The organism is Dactylosporangium salmoneum, from assembly GCF_039532525.1.
Lineage (GTDB): Bacteria > Actinomycetota > Actinomycetes > Mycobacteriales > Micromonosporaceae > Dactylosporangium > Dactylosporangium salmoneum.
The window spans coordinates 61,199-85,415 of sequence record NZ_BAAARV010000019.1 but is presented as its reverse complement, the minus strand read 5'-3'; the positions used below and the strand labels follow the sequence as shown (position 1 = coordinate 85,415).

The following is a 24,217-nucleotide window of genomic DNA, read 5'->3' as shown; positions in this document are numbered from 1 at the left end:
CACTGATCGCCGAGGTAGCATCCCCGGCGATCGATGGTGTGAATAATGTGTGTCGAAGGGGGGACCCCAGCCCACGCTTTGTGGCAACCTGCACAACGCAGGTGTCCATACGAGAATCTTATAGCGTTGACCGCTGCCGCTTCAATGTGTCCTGTCGCCGCGGCCACGTGATGGTGTTTTTCGGCCTTGTGGGACGATTCGGCGGTGGGCTCGCTCGACGTTTCGGTGGATGGCGAGATCGGCCGGCTGCGCCGGGAGCTGGAGCGGTTGGGTGCCGAGAATGCCCGGCTGGCTCGTCTGCTGCAGTTACGTGGTTTGGATACTGCACCGGCGCCGGAGCAGCTCGCGGCGCCGGTGGCTGCGCCGGGTCTGGTGACGATGTCGTCACCGGTCAGGGACAAGCTTGCAATGTTCGCCGACCGGTTTCACGCTCGCACGGACGTGTACGCGCTGCGGTGGGAGAACGGCAGAACCGGCGCGCACGGGTGGATGCCTGCGGTGGCCGGCGGGTGGCGCAAAGGCATGGATCGCCGTTCCGCGGCGTACTTGTCGCTGACGAATGAGGTGCTGGCGGACCATCTGGTCGGCAAATTGTTCCTCGGGCTGTATCCGCTGTGGCGCGACAACACGTGCCGATTCCTGGCGGCCGACTTCGACGGGCCTACGGCGATGCTCGATGCGCTCGCGTATGTGAAGGCGGCTCGCGGCGCGGGCGTTCCGGCCGCGTTGGAGATGTCGCAGTCCGGGCGGGGCGCGCACACGTGGATCTTCTTCGCCGAGGCGGTCGCGGCCACGGTGGCCCGGTCGGTGGGCACGGTGCTGATCCACGAGGCGATGGTGCTGCGCGGCTCGATGGACCTGACGTCGTACGACCGGCTGTTCCCAAACCAGGACGTGCTACCGGACGGCGGCTTCGGGAACTTGATCGCGGCGCCGCTGCACGGTGGTCGCCGCCGCGACGGCCTCACCGCGTTCCTCGATCCGGGCACCCTCGAGCCGTACGATGATCAGTGGGCGTTCCTGTCGACCCTGGACCGGCTCAGCCCCGGTGACGCGGCCCGGATCGCGAAGGGCGCCACCCGGGCGGTGGTCGGCAACGCCGTGACGGCCGTGCACCGGTCCGAGGCGACACGGGTGCAACCCCGGTTGCCCGTCGTGGTGGCAGCCGAGCTCAGTGCCGGCTTGAGCCTGGACGCTTCGCAGCTCACGCCGGCCGCGCTGGCGACGTTCAAGCACGCGGCGTCGATGGCCAATCCGAAGTTCTACGAACTGCAGCGGCTGCGGAAGTCCACCTGGGACACACCCCGGTTCGTCCGCGGCTACGACCTCACCCTCGACGACCGCCTCGTCCTGCCGCGCGGGCTGCGCCACACGATCAGCCGCATGATCGAGCAGGCCGGATCCCGGCTCGCCCTGACCGATGCCCGCAACGCCGGCCGCGAGATCGAGGTCGCCTTCGCCGCGGAACTCAACGCCACGCAGACCTCGGCCGTCAGCGCCCTGCTCGCACACGACGACGGCGTACTGGTCGCGCCGCCGGGATCGGGCAAGACCGTGATGGCCTGCGCGGTGATCGCCGAACGCGCCACATCCACGATCGTGCTGGTCGACCGCAAGGCCCTCGCCGAGCAGTGGCGGGCCCAGATCGAACGGCTGCTTGGCGTGCGCCCCGGTCAACTGGGCGGCGGGCGGACCAAGCTCAGCGGTGTCGTCGACGTCGTGATGCTGCCATCGCTGGCCCGCCGCGCTGACGTCGCGGAGCTGACCAGCGGCTACGGTCACGTTGTCGTGGACGAGTGCCACCACCTGGCGGCGGCTGCTTATGACCACTCCGTGAAGCGGATCGGCGCACAGTTCTGGCTCGGGCTCACCGCCACGCCCGACCGCCGCGACAAACTGGGCGAGCTCGTCATGTGGCAACTCGGACCCATACGGCACAGCATCAAGCCCGGCCAGCCCGGAACGCTTGAGGAAGCCCTTGCCGATGTCGGCGGACCGCAGCGCCTGCTCCATGTGCACGAGACCGGATTCCGCCACGACCACCAGGAGCCGTCCGCTGCCGCTGTCCTCGCCGCCGCGCACCGGGCCCTCGTCGCCGACCCGGATCGCAACGCCCAGATCGTCCGCGACCTCACCGCGGCCCTCGACCGGGGCCGGAACTGTCTCGTGCTGACCCGCCGCGTCGCGCACGTCGACGTCCTGACCTCGATGCTCGCCGAGCGTGGCCATCAGGCGCTGGTGCTGCAGGGCGGCATGTCCACCACTGACCGGAGGGCTGCAGTGCGCCGCTTGGCCGAGGCGAAGGCCGGTGACGGCGTCCTGGTCATCGGCACGACACCGTTCATCGGCGAAGGCTTTGACGCGCCGGCCCTGGACACGCTGTTCCTCGCCGCGCCGATCTCCTTCGACGGCCTCCTCGTCCAATGCGCCGGCCGGGTCATCCGGTCCGCCCCGGGCAAGGACACCGCCGAAGTGCACGACTACCACGACCCGGCCGTTCCGATCCTCGCCGTATCGCTGCAGCGCCGGATGCCGGGCTACCGTGCGCTCGGCTTCCGCCCTTGAGCGGCTCGCCAACTGGGTCACCCCGTAAACTCTCTTGCATGAGCGCAGACGCAGTCGGCCGGCACATGCCGGCCATCGCCACGCTCGATGACCTCGCGGCGATGATGGCCGCGGACCCGCACGGGCACCGTTACGAGCTGAGCCCGGAGGGGGTTCTGGAGATCGTGTCGCGTGGCTCAGAAGCGGTCGACAAGGCGGCCAAGCCGCTGGAGTACGCCGGCGCGGGCATCCCCCAGTATTGGACGGTCGACCGGGACGCCGGCCAGACCGTCACGATGTACCGGCTGGTCGGCGACCGCTACGAGATGCGGGCGGCCACCCCGCTCGCGTGGGTGCTCAACACCTCGGTCACCGACCACCTGAGCATCTGACGCTGCCTGCAATTATCACCCGACCTGGTGTGCTCCTGGTCGTGGCGCGAGTCAGCCTGCCGGGGAGGTGAGGGTGTGGCCGAGCGTCCGCAGGGCGTTTCGGAACTGCGACTCGTGTTCAACCGGCACCGCGAGGTGGCGATCGCCCACGAGGGTGCACAGGGTGCGTAGTTTCCGGTCGCGGGCGATGAGGGTGGCGAGCGGCGGGTCGGCGCATTCGATGAGGCGGACGACGCCTCGGTCGCGGATGCTGGTGGCGCGGGCGGTCACGTCGTTGACCAGCGTGGTCAAGGTCGTCGGCAGGTCGTGTGTGGCTCGCTCGGTGAGGAATCCGACAAACTGGTCGAGGGTGTGGCCGGCTGCGATCGCCGCGAGCAGTGTGCCGGCGCGGACCGTCCAGACGCGGTCGTTGGTGTGTTCGGCGTGGGCGTCGAGGATGAGCCGGTCGGCGCAGGTGGGGTCGCCGACGGCGACGATGTCCAGGTTGGGCAGGACCTTGAGGGTCCGCTGCGGCGTCGTGGTGTCGACCGGCGGTTGGTAGTCGCTGGTCAGGCCGAGAGCGTAGCTGCCGAGGGGGTTGAGGCGGACGGCGAGCAGGCCGTCGTAGCGGCTGAGTCGGTCGAGGTCGTCGCCGCCCCAGTTGTGGTGGTAGTCGGTGCGTGTACCGTCCGGATCGGTGTACTCGACGTCGATGAGGCCGAGGGTCGCGGCGTACTCGAACAGCACGGCCATGGTGTAGCGGCCTTCGAGGATCGGCCAGTCGGCGTGCCCGCTGTAGCCGAGGCTGCCGTACTGGGGGTCGATGAGGTACAGCTTCCACAAGGCGCGTTCGCTGCGGGCGACGATCGGGCAGGTCTCCCGGCGGCGGCGCATGGTGGTGAACAGTTCGTCGATGGTGACCCACTCGTCGGACGGACACGCGGCCAGGGCGGTGGCGACGGCCTTGCGACGGGTCTTGACCGAGGTGAGGACGTTCGCAGCGCGCTGGCCTTTGATCTCCTCGACCCGGTTGAACTCGTCCAGCAGGGTGGTGGTGACCCAGGACCGCCATAGCTGCCGGATCGTGGTCGCGGCCGGCTTGGCCAGGGCGCCGCGTCCACGGTCAGTGAGCTGCAGCCTCCCGCCGGCAAGTTCGGCGAGTCCGCCGGCCTGAACGAGCAGCGGCCACGCGAACGCCGCGATGGGCTCGCCCGGGTAGAAGTCCCCGCCGTCGAGGACGTCGGCGACTGCGGCGACGGTCGCTGCCGCCGGACGGCGAGTGGCTTCGCTGCACCGCAGCCGTCCGGCTGCGACGAGCTGCAGCACGGCGCGGAGGTTGACCTGGGCAGCTGCCGCGGTGGGCCGGATGGTGTCAGCCATCGAGCCCGGCCAGGTCCAAGCGTTCAAGCAGGCTGGGCTTACGGGCGTGGGTCGCCCGGAGTTCGGTCAGGCGACGGTGGAACGGGGCAGGGTCGCAGTCGCGTTCGGCGACGTCGCGGAGGTCGACGAGCAGCTGCACGGCGGTGTCGTACTCGCGTGGCTTCTTTGTGGCGATGAGGGCGTCGACCTGTTGCCAGGCAGATCCCTGGTCGGCGGCGAGTGCGTCGAGGCGGCGTTGCCGTTCGGCCGCCGCGGACCGTTCCCGCCGGAGCCGGTCGCGTTCCTGGCGTTCGGCGAGCTGGCGTTCACGTTCGGCGCGCCGGTCGGCGGCGGCGGTGAGCAGTTGCCCGGCGGTGCGTGCGGGCGTCGATGGGTGCGGTGGATGCTCCACGCGGTACCGGTGCAGCAGTTGCCCGCGGAGGTGCCCGTCCGTGCCAGTGATGAGTGCGGCAAGGATCGCGTCTTTGTCGCCTGCTGGGAGCCCGGTGACCCACTGCCGCAGTTGCGCGTCGGTTGGCTGGCTCGCGCTGGCCGCGGCTGAGCCGTCGGCCGCGGCGGCGAGGAGGTCCGGGTCGATGCAGAGGAACTCGGCGGCGGCGGTCAGCGCGGCGCTCAGCGTGGCCAGACCAGCTGGGACGGCAGGTTCCGGCTCGTCGTCGCCGCGCTCTCCCGATTGGACGCAGCGCAACCAGCCCAGGTAGAGCAGGCGGAGGTCGCCGGCCGCGAGGTCGGCCCGCACGGGGATGATAGAGCCGAGGATGCCGTGCCCGTCGATGTCCCATTCATCGGTACCGTCGTCATCTTCGCGGTTGAGGCAGATGATGACGTGCTTGCCGTTCGTCCAGGCAGATGCGCTGTCCCCGGCGCAGTATTCGGCGGCGGTCGCCGGGTCGAGGGCGGCCTTCGGTAGCCGCAGCAGGAGCCGCCGGGTGCCCCAGTTCGCCAGGTACAGGTGGGCGTCGAAGTACCGCTCCATCAGCGTGCGTGGGTCGCCTTTGAAGTCACCCCACTCGTAGGTGTTGACGAAGCTGGTGGCGGTGATCTCTGCCCTGGTCGACAGCGACCGCAGCTCGCTTCGCTGCCGGGCCGTCAGGGCCTGGTCGACCACGGTGAACTCGTAGTACTGATACTCGCTCACCGGCGCTACCGTCCGGCCCAGTACCGGTAGGCGTCGATCCACACCGCCCCGTCCGGTGGCGGGGTGGGCAGCGGCAGGTCGAGCAGGTCGATGCGTTGCCGTTCGCGGCCCCGGGAGCAGATCGCCACGATCGTGTCGTCGGTCAGGTCAATCTTGCGTACGGTGACCTCCACGTCGAAAACGGTGGTGATGAACGGCACCGCCAGATGGTCCTCGAGCATGGTGAACAGGCCGGTGAGCTCTTCGTCGTCGCCGTACGCGTCGACGGTGGCCTCTTCGATCATCGCTTTGAGCGTCGCGTTGCGCTTCGCTGCCATCGGCGGAGGATAACTGAACCGCCCAAGCGGATCGCTTCCGGTACACGGTGAGCGTTTGGCCGGTTCGTCGGCCCCCACCGCGGCGCATTGCTAACAGGATCCCGGCTGTGCTCGTGGCGCTGTCGCGCCACCGATCGCAGGTCTTGATTCGGCCGCAGCCGACGAACCCTCCCACAGTCGGGCAGATGTGGCGTACTTTCTGGCCGCCAACGGCGTCTTGGACTTCGACCGCCGCGCCATTTGGCGCCGGTGAACGACTGCCCTACACGCTTTCAACGACCGGAAGGATCGCCGCACGCACCGTTCCGGTATGCGTTGCACTCTCGAGCCATGCACGGTCCTCGTCAGTCTGTGGCGATCTGAAGTACACCAGTGTTGCGTCGCGGAGGAGGGACTCGTCAAACTCGAGACCGGTACGTGAAGCGACGACGACCGGGTAGCCCTCACTAACCTCGTCGATGCCGAACGACTTCGGCAAGTCCCGCAGCGTCCACACTGATGCGTGGATTCCACGAGCGGCGAGGGAACCACGCACGTACTCGACCTCGGCGAGCAACTGGCCTGTCACCACGATGACCGGGCCGGTCCGGCGGCGCTGTTGGACGAGTCCGCCTACCGCATCAAGCCGCGGATCCGGACCCAGAGCCTCGAGGGAGTCGACGAGATTCCACACCATTCCGATGTCCTGAACGCTGGGCCGGTCCGCCGCCTCATCGGCGCTGATTAGATGCATCAACGCTGAATGGAGACGCGGGCGACTCAGCGCGACTTCTTGCGACTCCAGCACCGCCGCGGCCCGCTCCAGGACCGTGCGTTCAAGGGCTCCGATGGTCACTGAGTAGGTTCCGGCTCAACGTCTCTCCCGCCGACGCGCAGGACATCATCCAGGGTGACCTGGACCAGGGTTGGTGTCGAGCCAGGCAGGAAACTTTGGACTGTCTTTGTGATCCAGGATGATTACCTGTTGAGCACGACGAATGACGTCGACTTCCTCCGACCGGGCTGCGGCGTTCGGCAACCCGTCAAAGAACATGAGGGCAAGATTGAGTCTGCGCAGAGCCGCACCAACCGGACCGCGACGAATTGCCGACCTCGCGGCGAGCAAGATGCCGTGACCAGGCAGGTCAGATGTTTCACTGGCGAGCTCCAACGCAAGGTCGGCAGTGAGGTGGTGAATGACCTCCGTACCAGGTTGTTGCTCCAGCACGTTGCTCCACTGATCGAGCAATGCGTTCAGCGGTGACACGATCAGCACCAAACCGTCCGCAGCCTTGCGCGTCACTAGCTGCGCCAGGGTCCGGACCACGCCGGTGCCCACCGGGGCACGCAGTACGATCTGGCGAGCGTCGCGGACGCCGTCGAGCCGCTCGGCTAGGAGAGCCTGAGCAGGAGAGCGATCAGTCACTGACGTGATCTCAACGAGATTGCGGTAGGTAACGGTATTCGAAGTGGGTGAGGTGCAGGGCTGCGGCGATGATGTCGCCGAGGGCGCGGGGGCTGGCGGTGGTGTGGCGGAGTGTCCGCCAGCGGCCGGTGAGGATGGCGAAGCCGCGTTCGCTGAGCCAGCGCATGGAGCGCAGCAGCAGGTTGTGGGCACGGTTGTCGACGGCGAGTGGACGGTCGCCGGTGGGTTGCTTGTAAGGAGTGTGGATGCCCAGGCCGGTGCCGTCGTAGCCGGCGTCGGCCAAGGTCGGCAGGTCCAATGTGGACGCGGCCTAGTACAGCGCGCCGGTGATGTCGAGGTGTTGTGCGCAGGTCAGGTCGTGCAGGTGCCCGGGCATCGCGGCGGAGGTCCAGATCGGCAGACCGTCCGGGCGCATGATCGCTTGGATGTTGGCGCCGAAGGTGCGGTGTTTGCCGGAGTACCAGGCGTCGATGGATGTGCCTTTGACGCTGGTGGTGGTCTCGGTGAGGCGGTCGGCGTCGAAGAGTTTGTCGGTTGGCTCGGGCGATGTTGGTGTCGCCGTTGGTGCGGTGGTAGCCGATTGCAGTGTTGCGCAGGGTGGCGATGACGGCGGGTCCGGTGCCGGTCCGGGCTTGGTGGAGGTCTTCACGGAACGTCACGTCGCGGATGTGGTGGAGGCGGTTCTCGATGTGCCAGGCGCGGCGGATCCAGTCCTGCAGGTCGGCGGGCTGGGCGTCGGCGGCGGGCAGGGACACGGTCAGGTAGGCGGTTTCCCGGCTGGTCCGGCCGTTGACGATGCGGGTGCGGGTGATCCGGACGGCCTGTTCGGCGTGCGGGAACGCGATCCCGCCTGGCGTGTGCAGGGTGATCGCTTTGACGGTGCGGGTCTCGCGGCGGCCGTGGCCGCGGTCGCGGGTGCGGTCCCCGGCCGGGACGTGGGTCCACGGCAGGCGCTTGAGCTGCGCGTGCAGGGTCGGCTGGTTGGCCTTGACCTGGACGAGCAGGTGGGCGTTGCGGGCGGCGACCTGCCGGGCGTGCCCGGTCTGGGTGTGCAGGGCATCGGCGACGAAGATGACGTCGGTCAGGTCGCCGAGCACAGCTGCGACGGCGTCGAGCAGTGGGGTGAATGCCGGGATTTCGTTGCTCTTCGCCGCGATGGTGAGCTGTGCCAGGACGATGCCGGTGGCGGTGTCGAGGGCGGAGAGCAGGTGGACCTGGCCGCCGTCGGGGCGGCGGGCACCGCGCAGGGTTTTGCCGTCGATGGCGATGACGGTGCGGTATCGGCGCGGTCGGGTCGGCGCCGGTCGGGTGCGGGTGCGCAGCCAGCCGGCCAGAACCTGGGCGAGCGGTCCGGCGTCAAGGCGGGTCAGTAGCCGCCACACCGTGGTGTCCGCGGGGATTCGCCGGCCGAACCCAAGCCTGGTTCGGGCCTGCTCGTCGAGATCGCGCAGCCAGTCGCTGATCGCGGCGAACGACGACGCCCCGGCGAAGACCGCGCAGACCGCGACGGTGAGCAGACCGGCGAGGGGATACCGGATCCCACGCGGGTCACGCGGATCCGGGACCGCGGCCAGGGCGTGCAGCAGCCCGCCGTGTTCACCATCGGTGACCGGGGCGGGTGCGGAATCCATGCCTGGTGCGGTGACAGTCAGTGCGGGGATGAGGGATGATGCCATCTGCGGGTGAGATCCTTGCGGTGGTCACGGGGCGTCGAGAACTCCATGATCACCGATGTGATCTCACCCGCTTTCGTCCGGCCCCCACGTGGTTCCCACACCGCACAAACCCCAGCCCAGCGCCTTGCCACTCGACTACGCAATCGCCCTGTCCATCAGGACCACGGAATTGCCGCCGAGCGAGCTGGCGCCTACCTCATCGGGGGTGGCTGGATAGTCATGAGGCCAGCTGGGCCACCAACCTCACTCACGGCAGCGATTGCGCGTGCATGGCGCCCTTGGGGCTTGACGACGTCTCGACGGGCCAACTCCGCGGCCGGATGAGATCGATAAGTTCCAGACCGGTCGACGGCAGCTTGGCGGCCCGGCCGCCGGAACCGGCTAGACATCACGCGGCCGAGCCAAGGTCCCTGCTGATGCCGTCGACGACCCTGGTCACGGCTAGGTGTTGCAGTTCGGCCACACGGTCCGACATGGGCTGACACATTCCCGGCGCGGGCCTGCTCGCGGCAACGTCTAGGGCATGATCGCTGAAGGGATCGTCCGTCTCGCGGCAGTTCGAGGCTGCTACCGGGGACGGCGGCCGATCCCGGAGCGGCGACTCGTCCTGCCGAGCCACCGGGCCCGGCAGTCGCCCGGCCGCCGTCCGCGTGACGGCCGCGATCTGACCCGCGCGGGACCACCTCCCCGGCGCCCGCGCGGGCTCTGACCCTTCCGCACCGCGACCGCCCCAGCCGGTCGCGGGCGCGCGCGTGCCCGCACGCGCCGAGCGCGGCCAGCACGCCAGCGCGCCTGAGCATCCTTGGAGGAACCGGCGGTGAGCACGGCACGACACGGCGAGCGGCCGCAGGCGGCGAATACGCCGTACCGGCCCACCGCGGCGGCCGCGGCCCCGCCGGAGCTGGCGCGGCGGCACCCGCCGGCGGCCCAGAACTCGATGGTCAGGAACCACCGAGGCGCCCTACCGTGTGTCGATGTATTGGAAGCAGGTGCCGGCTGACACCGGCACGCGGTTGGGCGAGATCGCCGAGCTGTTGAGGGACTGCAGGTCGGCATTCCACGCGATTTCCGAACCGAGCCACTGGCAGCCCGGTGCCGGTTCTGTTGCGGCCGCCGACCTTCAGAGCCTGCCGTGTCCCGACCCGCGGGTGCCTGAGGCCGGTTCAGCCTCCGGCTTCGGGCTCGTGTCCGAAGTCGTGGCCTCCTACACCATCACTGCGGCGGGCCTGCTGGGCGAGATCGCCGCCGCCTTCGACCGCGGCGAGGTGTTCTACTTGCCGTCGATTGCATTTCGCGGGGTCCTGGAGCACTGCGCCCGCGCCATGTGGGTGCTCGGCGACGACCCGGCCGAGCCGTCGGAGGCACGGCTGGCCCGTGCGTACCACGAGGCGCTGGTCAGCGCGGACCAGGCGAACATGCAGGCCAAACGGCTCGGCACGGGAACGAGGCGCAGCAGCGCAAGGTCACCGAGCTGCGGCAACTCCGGCAGCAGATCATTGCGGTGTTCCCGCAGACCACCCTGGAGGACCTCTCGAAGAACACGAGGCAGCGCCAGATCGGCGGCCACGGGCTGCTGGGCCCGGAAGGCTGTGTGGAGTGGATGTTCGAGTTGCTGGAGCGCCGCGCCGGATCGAACATCACCACGCGCGAGTCGCTCGGCATCTACGGGCTGCTGTCGAACTTCACCCACCCGACGCTGCACGTCACGCGCGAAATGCGCGAGTTCGTCCAGGACGGCGACCACATCGTGTCCGTGCACGAAGTCGACCTGCAGTTCGTAGAACGGCAGGCGCGGCTCGCGGTATCGGTGTTCTACAACACGATGGCGTACGTCAGTTCATACTTCGGCTGGCCCCGCGCCCCGCACGACGAGCTGACCAGGCGAATCGATGCAGTCATGCCGGGGATGTTCCAGACGTAGCCGGTCGTCCGGGTGCCGGTCGGCGCTGCAGCGCGGCGCGGAGGTCGACGCGCCCGCTCAGCGCGTCGACGATGCCCTGCGCAAGGCGTGCGGCGGCGTCGTCGACGCCCGCGGCGGCCGCTACGACTTGCTCTAGTTCGTCGCTGCGGTGGAAATGGTACGGCTCGAGCGGCTTGCGGACCCATCGGGCGAGCACCGCGAGGCAGGCGTGCGGATGCTGAGCGGCGAGCGCCGCGAGGCGGGCGAGGACGGGGACCTCGAGCGAGAACGTGTCGACCATGTCGACCGTGATCATCAGCTGCTGCAACGCCCAGGCATCGGGGAACGCGCCGGACAGGAACCAGTCGCCGAAATGGGCGAGTTCGCCCGGATCGCTCCCGTGCCGCGCAGCGTCAAGGCGTTCATGCCAGAGGTCCATCAGGCGTTGGGCGCGGCCCTGGTCGGGCGGGGCCTTCAACAGGTTCGTGCCGATCGACTCGAAGATGGTCGCGCTGGCAGCCGGCGGACACGTGTCATAGAAGCGCTGGAGCAGGCGGTTCTCGTCGTCCAGACTCAGCAGGCCGAACCAGAACCGTTTTCCGAGATGGTGCGCGAGAAGGCGACCACGTTCCACGTCGATCTCGTCGGTCGCCGCGGGGTTGAGCAGGGTGATCGCGTGGCTGTACTGGGCGCGCAGCAGCGGCCACGCGTATTCGCCGATCGGCGAGTGGAGGTACGCGTCCCAAGCGGCCGACCATACGTCCAGCCTCGCTGGATCGCGCGGCAGCATATTCTCAAGGTGCCGAGCGGTCCACTCGGCGTCCAGCTGGGCGAGCCCGTACAGCAGCTCGCCATAGACGGCGCGTATCGCCAGCGCTTCATCTCCTGCGGGGTCGACGTGGCCGCCGAGCAGAGCCAGCGAGGAGGCCAGATCGTCGGCACGGCCGCGGTGCTGGGCCACGAGACCCTGCATCAGTGCGGCTCTGATCGCCGCCGTCCGCACGGTCTGGCCGGCATACGCGTCGTACCACCCACCGGTCCAAAGGCCCTGGTCGTCGTCGACGGCCGGGTCAGGGTCGGAACATCCCGCTGCGATCAGCTGCCAGATTGCCGCCTCGTGGCCGGCCGGCAGGTCCGCGTGGGGACCGGCGAGCGCCGCCGAGCCGAGGACCCTCAGCACGTTACGCAGCGGCACGCGCCAGTTGCGCGTCCTGCCCGGGTCGGCCTCTTCGGCGAGCTCTGTCGCCGCCCGCTCGTGGACTCGAGCGCACAGGGCGAGCAGCGGCTCCCACGCCGAGTCCGGGATGGCGGACGCAGCCTCGACCAATCCGTCCAGATAGGCTCCAACGACCTCCGGTGCAGCGTCGATGAAGTAGACCGCATCGATGGCGAAGACGGCCGGACGTTGCGCGACGGCCGTCGAGATTTCGTCAGTCGAAACCGACGTCCTGTCGTCGGCGGCGGTCTCCGCAACCTGCTGAGGCGTCAAGGTGCCGAGGTCGAGTTCGTCCGGTGGCGCAGCTGCCGATTCGCGGAAGTATTGAATCGAATCACGGGCTGTCCAGTCCGGTGCGCCGAACTTGGCTACCAGGCGGTTTCTGCGCGTCAGCAGACGCCCGGTCAGCCAGGGTGTGGCGGCGTCGAGGAGGTCCCGTCGCCACCGGTCGATGTCCTCGGCCAGTCCCGCCGCGGTGATGCGCCCCTGCTCGAAGCGCCGTTGCATGTACCGCGGCGTTGTAGGGTCGGGGCCGTCCTGGATGTGCTGCAGCATGGTGTGTCGTTGCTGGCGGGTGACCCAGCCGGCGCCGGCGGCGATGAGGCGGACGACCTCGCGCCGGGCGTCGACGCTGAGCAGGGCACGGTCGGTGAGCAGGCGGCCGACGACGTCCGGGGCGTTGTGGCCGTGGACGGTGGCAAGGTGCAATGTGAGCCGACGGAACCGCGTTTGCGGACGCCGATCGAGATCGGCGGTCACGTCGGCAAGTGTGACCGTCCCGGAACTCAGCAAGGTTCCGGCGACCGCCAGGACGGCGTCCACGAGCGCGTTACGCGGATCGTTGGTTCCCATCCGGAAGTTGTGTTCCATCGCCGTCCGCCACAACCTAGAGCCGTGTCCGGACCCGGCGGTCGGATCGCCCTCTGCGTCGCGTTCCAACACGTCCAGCAGGAGTTGCAGGGCCGGCATCCCGACTGCCGATCCAATGGCGGGCATCGACTCCCGGAGAACGGCGGCGTACTCGTGCCGGCCCAGCGCGTGCCGCGGGATCTCCGCTAACAGAAGGCGGGCGAGTTGCAACGCGCGCTTAGGAGAGCCGCCCGCGGCCAGGTGCGCCGCAAGCTTTCCGAAGTCCTGTGCCTGGATGGTGCCGTACTTGCCGGGAATCATGGCCATGAGGCGGTCGGCGAGGGGCACGGCGAGAGTCGTTGGTGCGGCAAGGGCCACCCGGCCGAGGTCCCACACCACCATGTTGTTGTCGGTGAACGGCACGCCGAGGGCAGCTGCCACGGCCCCTTCGGGATCCTCGGGTGCCACGCGCGCCAAGTACAACGAAGCCGACCAGCCGGACCACTTGACCTGGTCGCCGTTCCCGGTAGGTACCGGTTCTGCTGGTGTGCCAAAGAATCCGGCCTGATCCAGAGACCGGAGCCACCGCACGCCAGCCTGCCCGAAAAACCGGTTCAGGATCGCGGCATGCAGATTGTCCCTGCCGGGGCCGCCGGGACCCGCTCGCCGCAGGGCTTCTTGGAGGGCCTGCACACCGTCATCGAGCCGGTTCTGGTCGGCCAGCGCCTCAACGAGCATGACCACGACCGAAGGGTTCGGTCGCGCCCCGTCGGCGGCGACTTCGGCCTGGAGCAGTTCGACCGCGGTTTCCGCCTCACCAACGTCGAGGAGTTGTTCGGCAACGTGCGAGCGGTCGTAGGACAGAAACCCGCACGGCCCCGATCGCAACGTGTCGAGCGCACCAGCGTGGTCGCCCTGGGCGAGCAGGAGCAGCACGAGCTCCGCGCGTCCGACCGGATCGCCACGCTCCGCTGCCAGACGATGCATGGCCGCGGCGTGCGGGCGCGATTCCGGGTGACGGTCTACATAGTCGCGAAGCTGGACCCGGTCGAACGCTAGGCCATGCTCGGCCCACGACCGCCATGCCACCTCCGGCACGGGGCCGTCCATCGAACGCTGCGCGTACTCGACGAGGTAGTCGGCGGCGACATGCCCGACCGTGGTGCCCATCTCACCGGGCACCGGCACGAGCGCGGATGCTGCACCCTTGAGCAGGCCGGTCGCATAGGCCATCGCCTGTTCGAGCCAGTCCGGCCGGGCATCGGCCCGGTCTCGCCCGCTGAGGTAGCCCGGCGCGGCGCTGCGCAGCACCGGGTCGGGCAATGGCATGCGAATGCCGACGAGCCGGGAGTGGACGGCGACGCTGATCAGCGCAGACCCGTAGGAGTTGCCCGGCTGCCGCCAGCGCAGCAGGAGGTCTGGCGCCGCCGCGAGGGTCTGCGCGAACCCGGTGTCGCCGGCACGGAGCGCTTGCTGTACCCGAAGATCCTCCCGGGCGAGGAGTTCGGCACGTTGCCGTTCAGCTGGCGTCAGGTGCTCATCGACCGTTATCCGCGTGGCGAGCCTGAGGACGTCCTGCGCCTCACGGAAGGCGTCATTGCCATCGACGCGGGATGATGCGGTGAAACGGTGGCAGTCGGTCGCCCACATGGTCGCCGCGAGGACGCAACTGGCTTGCTGCAGGCGGCGTACCGTCCCGGCCGTCAGCGGCTGCTCGATCCCAAGGAACCGGTGAAGCTCGTCGAGCCACACGATCGTGCGATCGGGCGTGTTGGCGGCCAGCCATTCGAGGTCGGCGACGGTGTCGGTTAGGACGACTTGCCAGTCCGGCAGTGTCTCGCGGATCGCCTCGATGAGCGACCGGGTCTTGCCGGCGGACGAACCACCGACCAGCAGCGTGAAGCTGCCCGGCCGGAGGTTTGCTCGAAGGTCGGTGTCGACGTCGCGGCGCACGTACTGCGGCATCCCGGGCGGCGCGCCCTCAACCATGATGGGCGGGTGCGTACCGAGGGCCTGCGGGTCGGCCGTCGCCGCCAGCACCGAGACCAAGGGGACCGGCTCAGCCCGTGCGATCTGCGCGTTCGACGCGTCCGCCGCCGTGGAGCGTCGGCCGCGGCGCTGGTCGCGTTCGCGTTTCGCCGCAAGCCGCATCGCTTCCCATTGCCCCTGTGTCCGAGGCTGGTAGTCGGGGCCTACGCGGCCGAGCAGATAATCGACCATCGCCCAGAGCGGTGCCGCTGTACCCGGTGCGGACTTGCCCCCGATCCAGTCGCTCATCGACGAGTCGGTCAGCGCCACCGCGGGTTTCCGAGCGGCTGCGGCCGGCACGATCACGCTCCACTTCGGCGACCCTGCCGCGGCGTGCAGGCGCCGGAGCTCGGCGGCGAGGCTCGCCGCGGCGCCGTCGCCCGTGGAGGTCATGGCCCTATCCAACACCACCGGGATCGGGACGGGGCAGATGCTCTCCGGAACCTCACCGGAATCTCCGGAGAACGTGGTTTGGCCTGCTGAAATTCCGACTTCTGAGGTCGCCGGACGTCGCCGGAACGGGCGCTGGGCGCGACAACTGGAACCGGGCCGGCGACTGGCGCAGGCCCACCCGGAGGTGACGATGGAGTTGCTCAACGAAGTCGCGGGCTACTGCGTGAGTGGCGGCAAGGTCGGAGCCCTGCTTGTGGGCGGCTACGGCTGCACGACGATGTACGCCGCCGTCGCGGCGATCCGCTCCAAGTCCGCAGCCCGTCGGCACGCGGCAGAGCGCGTCCTCGCGATGCTGACGCGGCGCCGCTCGTGCCGCGGCGCTTGCTGCTCGACGACCCAGTGATCCACGCGCGTTCCCGCCGCCGGCCGGCTCGGCGGCGGGGCGCACCACGGGCCAGCAGGAGCGAGGCGCCAAGGGCGTGCCGATGCCCGAAATCAACTACCGGGACAGGGACACGTACCGGACGTTGGCCGCCGACCGGAAAATCTCACACCGGATGCGGCTCATCCACCGCGACGACCGCACCGAACCCGGCCTGTGGCTCGCCGATGCGGTCGCCTGGTCGGCACGGTGGGCGCTCGCCGCGGACGAACCGCAATGGTTCAATCGGGTCGTCGACGCCACCACCGTCTACGAAGCCGCCACCGGACAACTGCTGGTCCTGAACAGCGACCGGGGCCGCTCCACCGAATGGTGATCGCGGCCCCACGGGCAGGCCCGGTTTGGCGCGAACGCCGCCGCCGTACCCATGCCGCCGCCGCGCCTCAACGCTACCCGGCTGGTCCCGCCGGTGACCAGTACCCCGAATGGGCGGACTGATGGCCCCCGTCCTCGACCAGGCCACCCAGGCCCGCACACCGACGGTCGCCGTTCCAGCCGACCTCGCCGTCCAACTCCTCGGGCAGGCGCGGCAGATCGCCGCTGACATCGCCGACATCCGCAGCACGCTGCAGGACACCGCCGCGAACACTCAGCCGGAGCACCCTGCGCCGACCGGGCGGGGGCTGGCCCCCGCCGAAGGGCTGCCCGACGGCGCGCTTCCCATAGCGGAAACCCGGCACGCGGACCTCGACTGATCGCGGCTCACCATGCACGAAAAGCGTTACCGTGCAAGGATTCCGCGCGGTCCCGGCGGGTGCGCGGCGTCGGCGACACGCTGACGCACGGACCGACACGTAGTGCAGCACCCGGATAGCCGCCGACGGTCAAGGGCATGACACGGCCAACAAACACCTCCTCGTCCTCGACGCCATCCGACATTCCGCACGCCGCCGCGCACCCACGTCCCACGGTGCCGGTGGTCCGGGCGACGTGGTTGATTGGGGTGAGTTCGTCCGGGGTGAGGGCGCGTCGGGTGCTGGGCAGCCGGCGGGGGGTTTGCTGATGCGGTGCGCGGGGCTGTCCGCGGCGTCGAGGTGGCGGTCGCCTGGACCGAGCGCCGCTCCCGCGGCGCCTTGGGGCCTTCGAAGGCGGAAATCTCGCACTACGGCATGGCAGCGGCGATCTCCCAGCCAGCCAGCCGGAACGGATGGACCGTTCGACCGGCCCCGATTCGGGGATGTTCGACAGACAAGTCAGTGAGTACCCTTACGCTCGCTGCCACCTCGGATGGGTGGCCGCTCCATGGGGTCGAGAGTCCAACTACCTCGCACGGTCTGTTCTCTGACACGCGCCTGGTGAGCTCTGGTGATCGGCATTTGTGGGGGCGGCGTTCGCGTCGTCGAAGACCACAAACGATGACGACGCATTCCACCGGGCACGACGCGGAATAAGACGCGTCATCGCCGATTCCGTCGTGCGCGGTGCGCGGGTGTGTCAGTAGGGAAACTGACGTGGTTCGCAAGCCCAAATTCCGGTTCCTGAACGAGAACCATCCCGATCTGATCGCCAGTCCGGTGCCCGTCGACCGGGTGTTCAACCTCCTCCCACCGACCTTCGATCCGCTGGTGGATCTGCCGCCCCTTGACGACGGTGAGCCGCCGACGGCGGTCGGCGCTGCGGTCATCGAGTGGTGGGCCGACGAGTACAAGTGCGATCGAAGCGAAGTGCCGACTGGCGTCGTCCGCGCGATCGAGGCAGTCTCTGCCACACCACGCAACGCCGAGGCGATCCGCAAGGCGCGCTGGCGCCGCAACCACGCCGGTACCTTCGCTGTGGCCGAGCTCGAGGTCTTGGTCCCGGTGGTGCGCGGCGCCACCGTACAGCCGCGGATGGCCGCCTCCGCCCAGCGGATCATGCGCGAGACGTACCAGGAATCGCTGATCTACGAGGTCGGCAACGAACTGCTGATCGCCGCTCGGTCGGCCCGGCATCTCTACGACATCACCGCGGCCCAGCAGGAGGTCCGCCGGCCACACGCCTATGTCTCCGGGCCGGAGATGGAGTTTGTCGACTCGCTTGCGCTCGAAGGCATCCGGGAGGAGATCCGCGGCTTCGCCTTCGACGTCAGGACGGACGACGGTCAGCGCGGCCACATCGTCGAGACGAACGACGGCTGGACCCGGATCAACGTCGCGCAGGCCACCATGGGCATGCTGATGGGCACGGGGGCAACCAACCTGTCGACGCTGCACTGGGAGGACCCCGACGGCGAACTGACCGTGCGGCCGTTCACACCTGATGCCATCCGCCGGGTGCACGCCGCCCTGCAGTTCTCCGACGCGAAGTTTCAGGTATGGCCGGACGGGCGGACGGCGAACGCGATCGAGCGCTGGCTGGCGCAGGCGTCGCCGGCGGCTCTGGCCGTCATTCGCATGATGACGGCGCGCATGGATATCGGCATCGCGGTGCGGCCCTACCGCGGCAACAGCGTGCACGACGTCGTCTACGCCGACATGGCCCGCTTCCACGTCCGGGGTCACTCGCCCACGCTGTGGGGCAAGGCCGACGACGAGGCATTCAAAGCCCGCACGGTCATCAACGACCTGGTTCGGCACCAGTATGTCGAACCCGATGAGCGCGCCGTGTTCTTCGGCGAGGTGGCGCTGCCGTGGGCGGACGACCCCGATCGCCGGCCGTTCCGCAACCGGGTCGTCGCGACTACCGCCGTCATGATCGCCAGCACCATCGAAGATCCCGCCTGTCCCGCCCGATACGCCCAGGTCCGCGCGACGCTCAAGCGCCTGCAGATCCCGAACAGCCCGCTCCAGGCTGCCGTCAGCACCGCCGCCCTGGCGGGGCTCGTCGCCGGGCTCGACGGGGATGGCGAAATGGGCCAGTTCACCGCGGTGGTCTCGCGCTCCTTCCGCAAGCCGGAGCTGCGCTCGATCGCCCAGCACCGCGGAAACTGGACCGAGATGTTCGACCGGGACCTGGGCCGGATAGCCGACGCGGCCCGCAATGAGCTGGCCGCACAAGCCGGCACCGAATCGGCCCGGGAACTCGGCGCCAACCAGCGGGCGCTGGCGGTGCTCGCCCTCGTCGCCCACGCGTCCAACCCTGCACTGCGTGACTACCGAGAGGTTGTGGGGACGCAGCCGAATGGATCACCGAGGACGGTACGCCGACCCTCATCGATGACAATGACCGGCCGCGGCGGCCGCGGCGACGTCCGAACCGTCGATGCGGACGTAGTGCTCTTCAACGCCGCACGGTCACCGGACGGCATCGACGAGCTCGAAGCGATCGTCGCCGCCACGACCATGGGCCTTCCGGTCGTACCGCGGTCTCCATCGACTGGCGAAGAGATGCTCGAGGTGTGGCTGCGGCGTCGCTGGGACCCTGGGCTCAGCGACCCCGGATCGGGATCATCGCTGATCGACGGGCACGACGACGAGCAGGAGCACGACCGTTCCGCACCGACGACCGAGCATCGCCTTTCGAATGTCGGCGAATGGGGGATGGCGGTCACACGCATGGTGGATCGGCTCGAGGCGATGGCCGCGGAGACCGCGGGGATGGCCGAGGTGCCGGCCAACGCCGCGCTGGCCGGAGTGCCCGAGGAGACCTACGACCCTGAGGACGAGAGCCTGCCCCGCATGGTGGACGTCGCCGGGGTCGAGCCGACGAACGAGAAGGCCTCGGACGAGGCGCTGGAAACGTTGCGTCAGTTCTTTCGCCGTGGGCTGCGCGGCTTCGCCAACCGTGGGGGACGGCCATGACGGTGGCTCTGGAGTCGGATGACCGGCCGGCCGGACGGGTTGGCGTCGACCGGCGGGGACGTCCCGTCGTGCACCGGCCCGACGTGTCCGACGGGTCCTGGCAGCGAATCTGTGCGTTGCTGCGGCCCGCCGCCGACGTGATCTCGGGCTCGGCCGTGGTCCTGGACCGTGACCGCATCCGCGCGCTCGACCGGCTCCTCGCCCGGCATCCCGCGACCACGGTCGCGTGGCGCTGGGACGATGCCGCCCGCCGGCTCCAGGACCGAGCAGCCAGGACCGCCGCGTCGCTGGACGACCTGATGAGCCGCACTGTCGAGGAGCAGGCGGCGTGGCCGGTCGACCTGGATCGGGAGCTGATTGCCTGCGGCTACGTGCGGGAGCTCCGGCCGTTCCAGCGCGAGTCGGTCGCGCGCCTGCTCGCGGCCGGCGGGGGCGCAAACTTCTCGGTGCCGGGGTCCGGCAAGACCGCCGTGACATACGCACTCTTTGCCGCGTTGCGAGCGCGGCGCGAGGTGCATGCGATGCTCGTCGTCGCCCCGCCGTCGGCCTTCGAGGCGTGGCGTCAGGAGGCCGAGCAGTGCTTCGCGCCAGGCGCCGTCCCCCGAGTCACGGTCAGGCCGCCCGTGCCTACCCGGCACGACACGGTCGTGGTGCTCAACTACGAGCAGCTCGGCGACCCCGCGGTGCGGACCCGGCTCGACGCCTGGGCCCGCAGCCGCACCGTCCTGACCGTCTTCGACGAGGCCCACCGGGCCAAGGCGGGCGAGGCATCGCACCGCGGCGCCGACGCGGCCGACCTGGCTCGGCGGTCAGGCCGGACCCTGGTGCTGACCGGCACCCCGATGCCCAACAGCCTCAGCGACCTGGCCGCCGTCTTCGATCTCGCGTGGCCCGGGCACGGGCGTCGGCTGGTCGACGGCGACCTCGCCCGGCGGCGGGAGCGGGCCTACGTCCGCGTGACCAAGGACGAGCTCGCCCTCCCGACATTGGAGGTTCGCGTCGAACGCGTGGTGCTCGACGATGCACACCGCCTCCTCTACGACGCCATGTCCAGGCGCGTGACCGACTGGGCCATGTGCGCGGCGCCGAGTGAGGCCGAGGCGGCGGCGGCCGGGCGGGCGGTCATGCATCTGCTCGCCGCCGCCACCAACCCCGCCGCGGTGCTCGCCCGCGGGCTCCCCTGGTCGCTACCGGCGGATCCGCCGAAGGACCCCGTTCTGTCCGCCGTCCTCGACGACCCGCGTGGACATATCCGGCCCGTCAAGATCATCCGAGCTGCGCAGATCGTTGCGGAGAACCGCCTGCTCGGGCGCAAGACCGTGGTCTGGTCGTCATTCGTCGACAATGTGGCTGCGCTCACGGCGGCGCTCGCGGTGCACGAGCCCGCGGTCATCGTCGGAAGCACTGCGCTCGACGACCCGCGCGCCGTAACCGACCGGCGCCGTGAGCTTGCCCGGTTTCGGGCCGACCCGAGCTGCTGGGCTTTGGTCGCCACGCCGCAGACACTGGGCGAGGGCATCTCTCTGCACCGGACATGCGTCGACCAAATCCACGTCGATCGCGGCTATGCCGCCGGCACCTGGCTCCAGGCCATCGACCGAACCCATCGGCTCGGGCTCGCGCCCGACGCGAAGCCCCGGTGCACAGTCCTCGTGGCGGCCGACACGATCGACGAGCGGGTGGCCGAAGTGCTCGAGGCCAAGGTCGCGGCGATGGCCCGGGCGCTGGCCGATCGCGCGCTGCTTCCGATCGCCGATCCCGCGCTGGTGTCCGGCGATCCGGCAGCCGCCGTGCTCGGCGACGTCGATGCGCTGCGGGAGCTGCTCGGCCTCGACCTCGCGCGTCGGCCAGAGGCGCACGTCCGCCCCGGGCCGAGCGAGGCGATAGCTGACGCGGTCGAGGTAGAGAATGTGGTCGCCGCCGGGTCGGTGCACGGTGAGCCGACCGCCGGTGAAGTCCACGTCGTCGAGGTGGAGGTAGCGGAGCTCGGCTAAGACCGAGGTCTCTGGGGCCACCGAAGGCGGCCGTTATGCTAAGAGATCAGTTCAGAATGAGTTGTCGGAGACAGATCACTGAGCAAGCGACGGCCCGGTCCGAGGTCCGGACCCGGCCGGCCCGGATCGTGGTATCGCCGCTGCCGCACCGGAATCAGCGGCTCCAACCGTGACCGCAGCTCAGCCGTGAGCACCGTGTCTGATACCGCATGAGTGTCAATTGTCAACGGCCTCCGGCAACCCGATCTGACGTTGGCGGCGGCCAGAAGAAGACGTCGTGCAACGGTGCAGCTTGACCTGCGGCGTTGTCGGTGGCGTGCTGCGAATCGCCACGTTGGCATCAGTTCGGCCGACGGAGCTGGGGAAGCCAGTCCGCTGGCTCGCTTTCGCGTGTGGCGGCCTGCACCCAGCCGTGTGCGGGATCAAAATTTCGTGGTGCCCAAATGCGCGGAGCGTCTAGGGCGAGTACCTCTTGGACGCCCGCGGCGGCAGCATGACCAACCGGCGGCGCTGCGTCGTTGAGCGACAGTGGGCGGCCGGTCTCCGGGTCGAATCGTGGGCTCCAGGTGCGGTAGACGACTTGGCAGAAGTCGTGGATTTCGAAGACCACATGGGCGTGACCGGAGAACCAGCTAAGCCGGTCTCCCGCCACCAGGCGCTCCCGGCCGATCAGGTGGCCGTTGGGCGCGCTGCAGTCGCGATTGAGGTGCGGCAGCGGGTCTTCCTCCGCCCCCTCGTCGCCGTCGCTCAGGCCGCGGATCATTCCGGGATCGTGGGTGATGTGCAGTTCGAGGAGGTCTCCGTCAGAATGTGCCTGCCATATGTCGCGAACCTTGGCTGACGTTGCCATCGGGCTCGGGTGCGCTGTGACGACGAACCTCTGGCCTGCTTTCAGCGGCAACACAACCCGGTCACCCCCACGCAAGCGGTGGACCACGGGCATGGGTTCCCAACTGCCGATCCCGGTTACCCGTTCCTGGCAGAAGCGGATCGCCACCTCTGCCATCGCCTGGCTGACCCGGAAGAACTCGCGGTCGGGGGCGACCCGCTGGGCGTCCAGCAGCCGGTGGACCGCTTGCTCGACCTCGCGGGCGTGCATGGTCAGAGCGCGGTAGCTAACCTGGAAGGGGAATGGCACCGAGGTTCTGAACAGCTCGTCGGCACGGTCCTCAGAGAGCCGCCGGGAGAAGCCGATCTTCAGCATGTCGGGCATGGCGGGGTTTCGCTGCACGTAGACGAACCCGAACCCGCTTTCCGACTTCGAGGACGCGCCTGACTGGCGCGGCCTTGCCAGCGGCGTCGGCGGATCAGCGGTTTCCAGCATGACTTCCCCTGCGGCGCCCGCCGGCATGGTGACCAGCACCTCGCGGTCAGCTGACCACGGGCCGCGGCGCGCAGCACCGGTAGCTTCCTGCCGCAGCAATTCACCGAGCGCTGAGAACGCTTGGCCGTCGGCATCCACGTCGGAAGGGCTGGAAAGCTCGGCGAGGGCCTTCGAGGCGATCTCGGTCAGCATCTGCGCGAGCTCGTCGCTGGCCGTGACGCGCAGCGTGCCCAGGTGAGTGTCGTCCTCGGTCTCGGATGCCTCGACCAGGTCGATGCAGATGTCGCCCCGCCGGCCAATCAGCAGGAGTTCGCAGGCGTTGGCCGGGCTGGTGAGATCGTATTTGAAGTGCGCGCGCAGACCGGGCGAGCCGCTTCGCGGTCGGCGGCAGATCAGCTCCAGCCGGTTCGGTGAGGAGGGATCCCGGCTCAGGCCCAGAAGTCGGGTGCCCTCGGTCAAGGTGGCGGCGGCCGCCTGTACCTGAGCATCGCCGCGTACCCGGATGCGCCACCAGGGTAGCGGGCCCCACATGCCGTGCGCCACGTCCGAACCGACTGACCAGGACCTGGTCATCGGGGCGTACGACCACCACAGCAGCTCCGCGAGGCACCCGTCCTGAAAGCGCTCCTCGTCGGTGCGGTCGCGCAGCAGGTGACGCTCCAGGGTGCTTAGGCCCTCGACCGCCCGGGCCACCCCTTCCCGGTGTTCCTTGAAGATCTCCAGGATCTTCCGAAGGTTTGGATCCGGCGTCGCTTTCCGGCGCCGCAGGAATCGCAGTGCCTGGACAACATATTCCCGATCCGTCCCCATCGTGAGCAGATGCTGCGCTTTCGTTGCGTCCCCGGGGAACAGGTCCATCCAGCGGTCGAGCGCCTGGTTGCTCTCGGCATCGCCGCGCAGCGCGATCGTGGCGCAGGTCCGCACTAGATCGTCCTGCTCGGTCTCAAGCGTCGTCCAGATGTTCACATACCCATTCAGCGGCCTCGGTGAGCGCGACAGGCAGGTCTCGAGCCAGGCCGGGTCCCGGACATCCCACAGCTGCATGAGATCCCGCTTGACCCGGCTGCGAGAGACCGATCGGAGGCGCCGCGCCGACCACAACTCCAGCAGGAGTCGATAGGTACCTTCCGGACTCCAGGCGCGCAGCCCACAGCCGAGCAACCGCGCCGAATCGCCGATCCCGCTGGAAGCCAACCGCCACCGGACGGTGCCGACCAGGCCGCTCAACCGCTCCGGCTCGGCACCCGGCCCAGTGAGGACACCGCTGTCTGCCAGGAGCCGTACGACATCGGCGGTCGAGCGGCCCGCGGAGATGAGAGCCGCAACACGCGCCACGAGCAGGGCCCGAATCATGTCGGGCTCGCCTAGCTCAGGAACGATCCCCGCCGGATCGAGCACCGTAGGCTCCGCCGCCTGCCCGACCAGCCCCGTACAAACAGTGTCGATCCATTGCTCGCGTTCCTGGGCGGGGTGGTCACTTACCGACATGAATTGAGTCTCCACTGACACCTCGGACACGAT

General features: G+C 69.2%; 15 protein-coding genes and 2 pseudogenes. 8 read left to right on the top strand and 9 right to left on the bottom strand.

Annotation, left to right across the window (positions count from 1 at the left end; translation table 11 throughout):
• The first annotated feature begins 204 nt into the window (after positions 1-204).
• A complete protein-coding gene (locus ABD352_RS10785) occupies positions 205-2,565 on the top strand; it encodes a TOTE conflict system archaeo-eukaryotic primase domain-containing protein (protein ID WP_344612135.1) in 2,361 nt (786 codons plus the stop codon).
• Between the two features lie 38 nt (positions 2,566-2,603).
• Entirely contained in the window at positions 2,604-2,936 is a 333-nt protein-coding gene (locus ABD352_RS10780) for a Uma2 family endonuclease (RefSeq protein WP_344612134.1), read from the top strand.
• A gap of 51 nt (positions 2,937-2,987) precedes the next feature.
• Here ABD352_RS10780 and ABD352_RS10775 read toward each other — a convergent pair whose 3' ends face one another.
• The 7 genes and pseudogenes from ABD352_RS10775 to ABD352_RS10745 all read right to left on the bottom strand — a co-directional run.
• Entirely contained in the window at positions 2,988-4,295 is a 1,308-nt protein-coding gene (locus ABD352_RS10775; protein WP_344612133.1) for a helicase-associated domain-containing protein, read from the bottom strand.
• The gene (locus tag ABD352_RS10770) at positions 4,288-5,433 is read right to left on the bottom strand and encodes a hypothetical protein (RefSeq protein WP_344612132.1); all 1,146 of its coding nucleotides are present in this window, start codon (positions 5,431-5,433) and stop codon (positions 4,288-4,290) included. The genes ABD352_RS10775 and ABD352_RS10770 overlap by 8 nt, the downstream gene beginning before the upstream one ends.
• A gap of 5 nt (positions 5,434-5,438) precedes the next feature.
• Positions 5,439-5,750, bottom strand: a complete 312-nt coding sequence (locus tag ABD352_RS10765; protein ID WP_344612131.1) for a hypothetical protein — start codon at positions 5,748-5,750, stop codon at positions 5,439-5,441.
• A 262-nt stretch (positions 5,751-6,012) separates the two neighbouring features.
• Complete coding sequence (locus tag ABD352_RS10760; RefSeq protein ID WP_344612130.1) at positions 6,013-6,585, bottom strand: hypothetical protein; 573 nt, start codon at positions 6,583-6,585, stop codon at positions 6,013-6,015.
• 45 nt (positions 6,586-6,630) lie between these two features.
• Positions 6,631-7,155: a DEAD/DEAH box helicase family protein gene (locus ABD352_RS10755; protein WP_344612129.1), complete on the bottom strand. Its 525-nt coding sequence runs from the start codon at positions 7,153-7,155 to the stop codon at positions 6,631-6,633.
• A gap of 10 nt (positions 7,156-7,165) precedes the next feature.
• A pseudogene (locus ABD352_RS10750) lies at positions 7,166-7,804 on the bottom strand (transposase family protein).
• Positions 7,794-8,786 (bottom strand): annotated as a pseudogene (locus ABD352_RS10745) (ISAs1 family transposase); the annotation flags it as partial. The pseudogenes ABD352_RS10750 and ABD352_RS10745, both read right to left, overlap by 11 nt.
• Positions 8,787-10,332: 1,546 nt before the next feature.
• Here ABD352_RS10745 and ABD352_RS10740 point away from each other — a divergent pair.
• A complete protein-coding gene (locus ABD352_RS10740; protein WP_344612128.1) occupies positions 10,333-10,752 on the top strand; it encodes a hypothetical protein in 420 nt (139 codons plus the stop codon).
• Here ABD352_RS10740 and ABD352_RS10735 read toward each other — a convergent pair.
• Positions 10,727-15,217 carry a hypothetical protein gene (locus ABD352_RS10735; RefSeq protein ID WP_344612127.1) on the bottom strand — a complete coding sequence of 1,497 codons (4,491 nt, stop codon included), beginning with the start codon at positions 15,215-15,217 and terminating at the stop codon, positions 10,727-10,729. The two genes, ABD352_RS10740 and ABD352_RS10735, sit on opposite strands and share 26 nt — an antisense overlap.
• Before the next feature lie 190 nt (positions 15,218-15,407).
• On the opposite strand from ABD352_RS10735, the gene ABD352_RS10730 reads away from it, so the two are divergent.
• The 5 genes from ABD352_RS10730 to ABD352_RS10710 all read left to right on the top strand — a co-directional run bounded on the left by ABD352_RS10730 (position 15,408) and on the right by ABD352_RS10710 (position 21,372).
• Positions 15,408-15,620, top strand: coding sequence for a hypothetical protein (locus ABD352_RS10730; RefSeq protein ID WP_344612126.1), 213 nt, complete (start codon positions 15,408-15,410; stop codon positions 15,618-15,620).
• 124 nt (positions 15,621-15,744) lie between these two features.
• The gene (locus ABD352_RS10725) at positions 15,745-15,975 is read left to right on the top strand and encodes a hypothetical protein (RefSeq protein ID WP_344612125.1); all 231 of its coding nucleotides are present in this window, start codon (positions 15,745-15,747) and stop codon (positions 15,973-15,975) included.
• Positions 15,976-16,096: 121 nt separating this feature from the next.
• Positions 16,097-16,354 carry a hypothetical protein gene (locus ABD352_RS10720; RefSeq protein ID WP_344612124.1) on the top strand — a complete coding sequence of 86 codons (258 nt, stop codon included), beginning with the start codon at positions 16,097-16,099 and terminating at the stop codon, positions 16,352-16,354.
• A 756-nt stretch (positions 16,355-17,110) separates the two neighbouring features.
• Complete coding sequence (locus ABD352_RS10715) at positions 17,111-19,378, top strand: hypothetical protein (RefSeq protein ID WP_344612123.1); 2,268 nt, start codon at positions 17,111-17,113, stop codon at positions 19,376-19,378.
• A complete protein-coding gene (locus ABD352_RS10710) occupies positions 19,375-21,372 on the top strand; it encodes an SNF2-related protein (protein WP_344612122.1) in 1,998 nt (665 codons plus the stop codon). The genes ABD352_RS10715 and ABD352_RS10710 overlap by 4 nt, the downstream gene beginning before the upstream one ends.
• A gap of 340 nt (positions 21,373-21,712) precedes the next feature.
• Here ABD352_RS10710 and ABD352_RS10705 read toward each other — a convergent pair whose 3' ends face one another.
• Positions 21,713-24,184 (bottom strand): GIY-YIG nuclease family protein, encoded by a 2,472-nt coding sequence (locus tag ABD352_RS10705; protein ID WP_344612121.1) that lies wholly within the window; start codon positions 24,182-24,184, stop codon positions 21,713-21,715.
• Between the last annotated feature and the right edge of the window lie 33 nt (positions 24,185-24,217).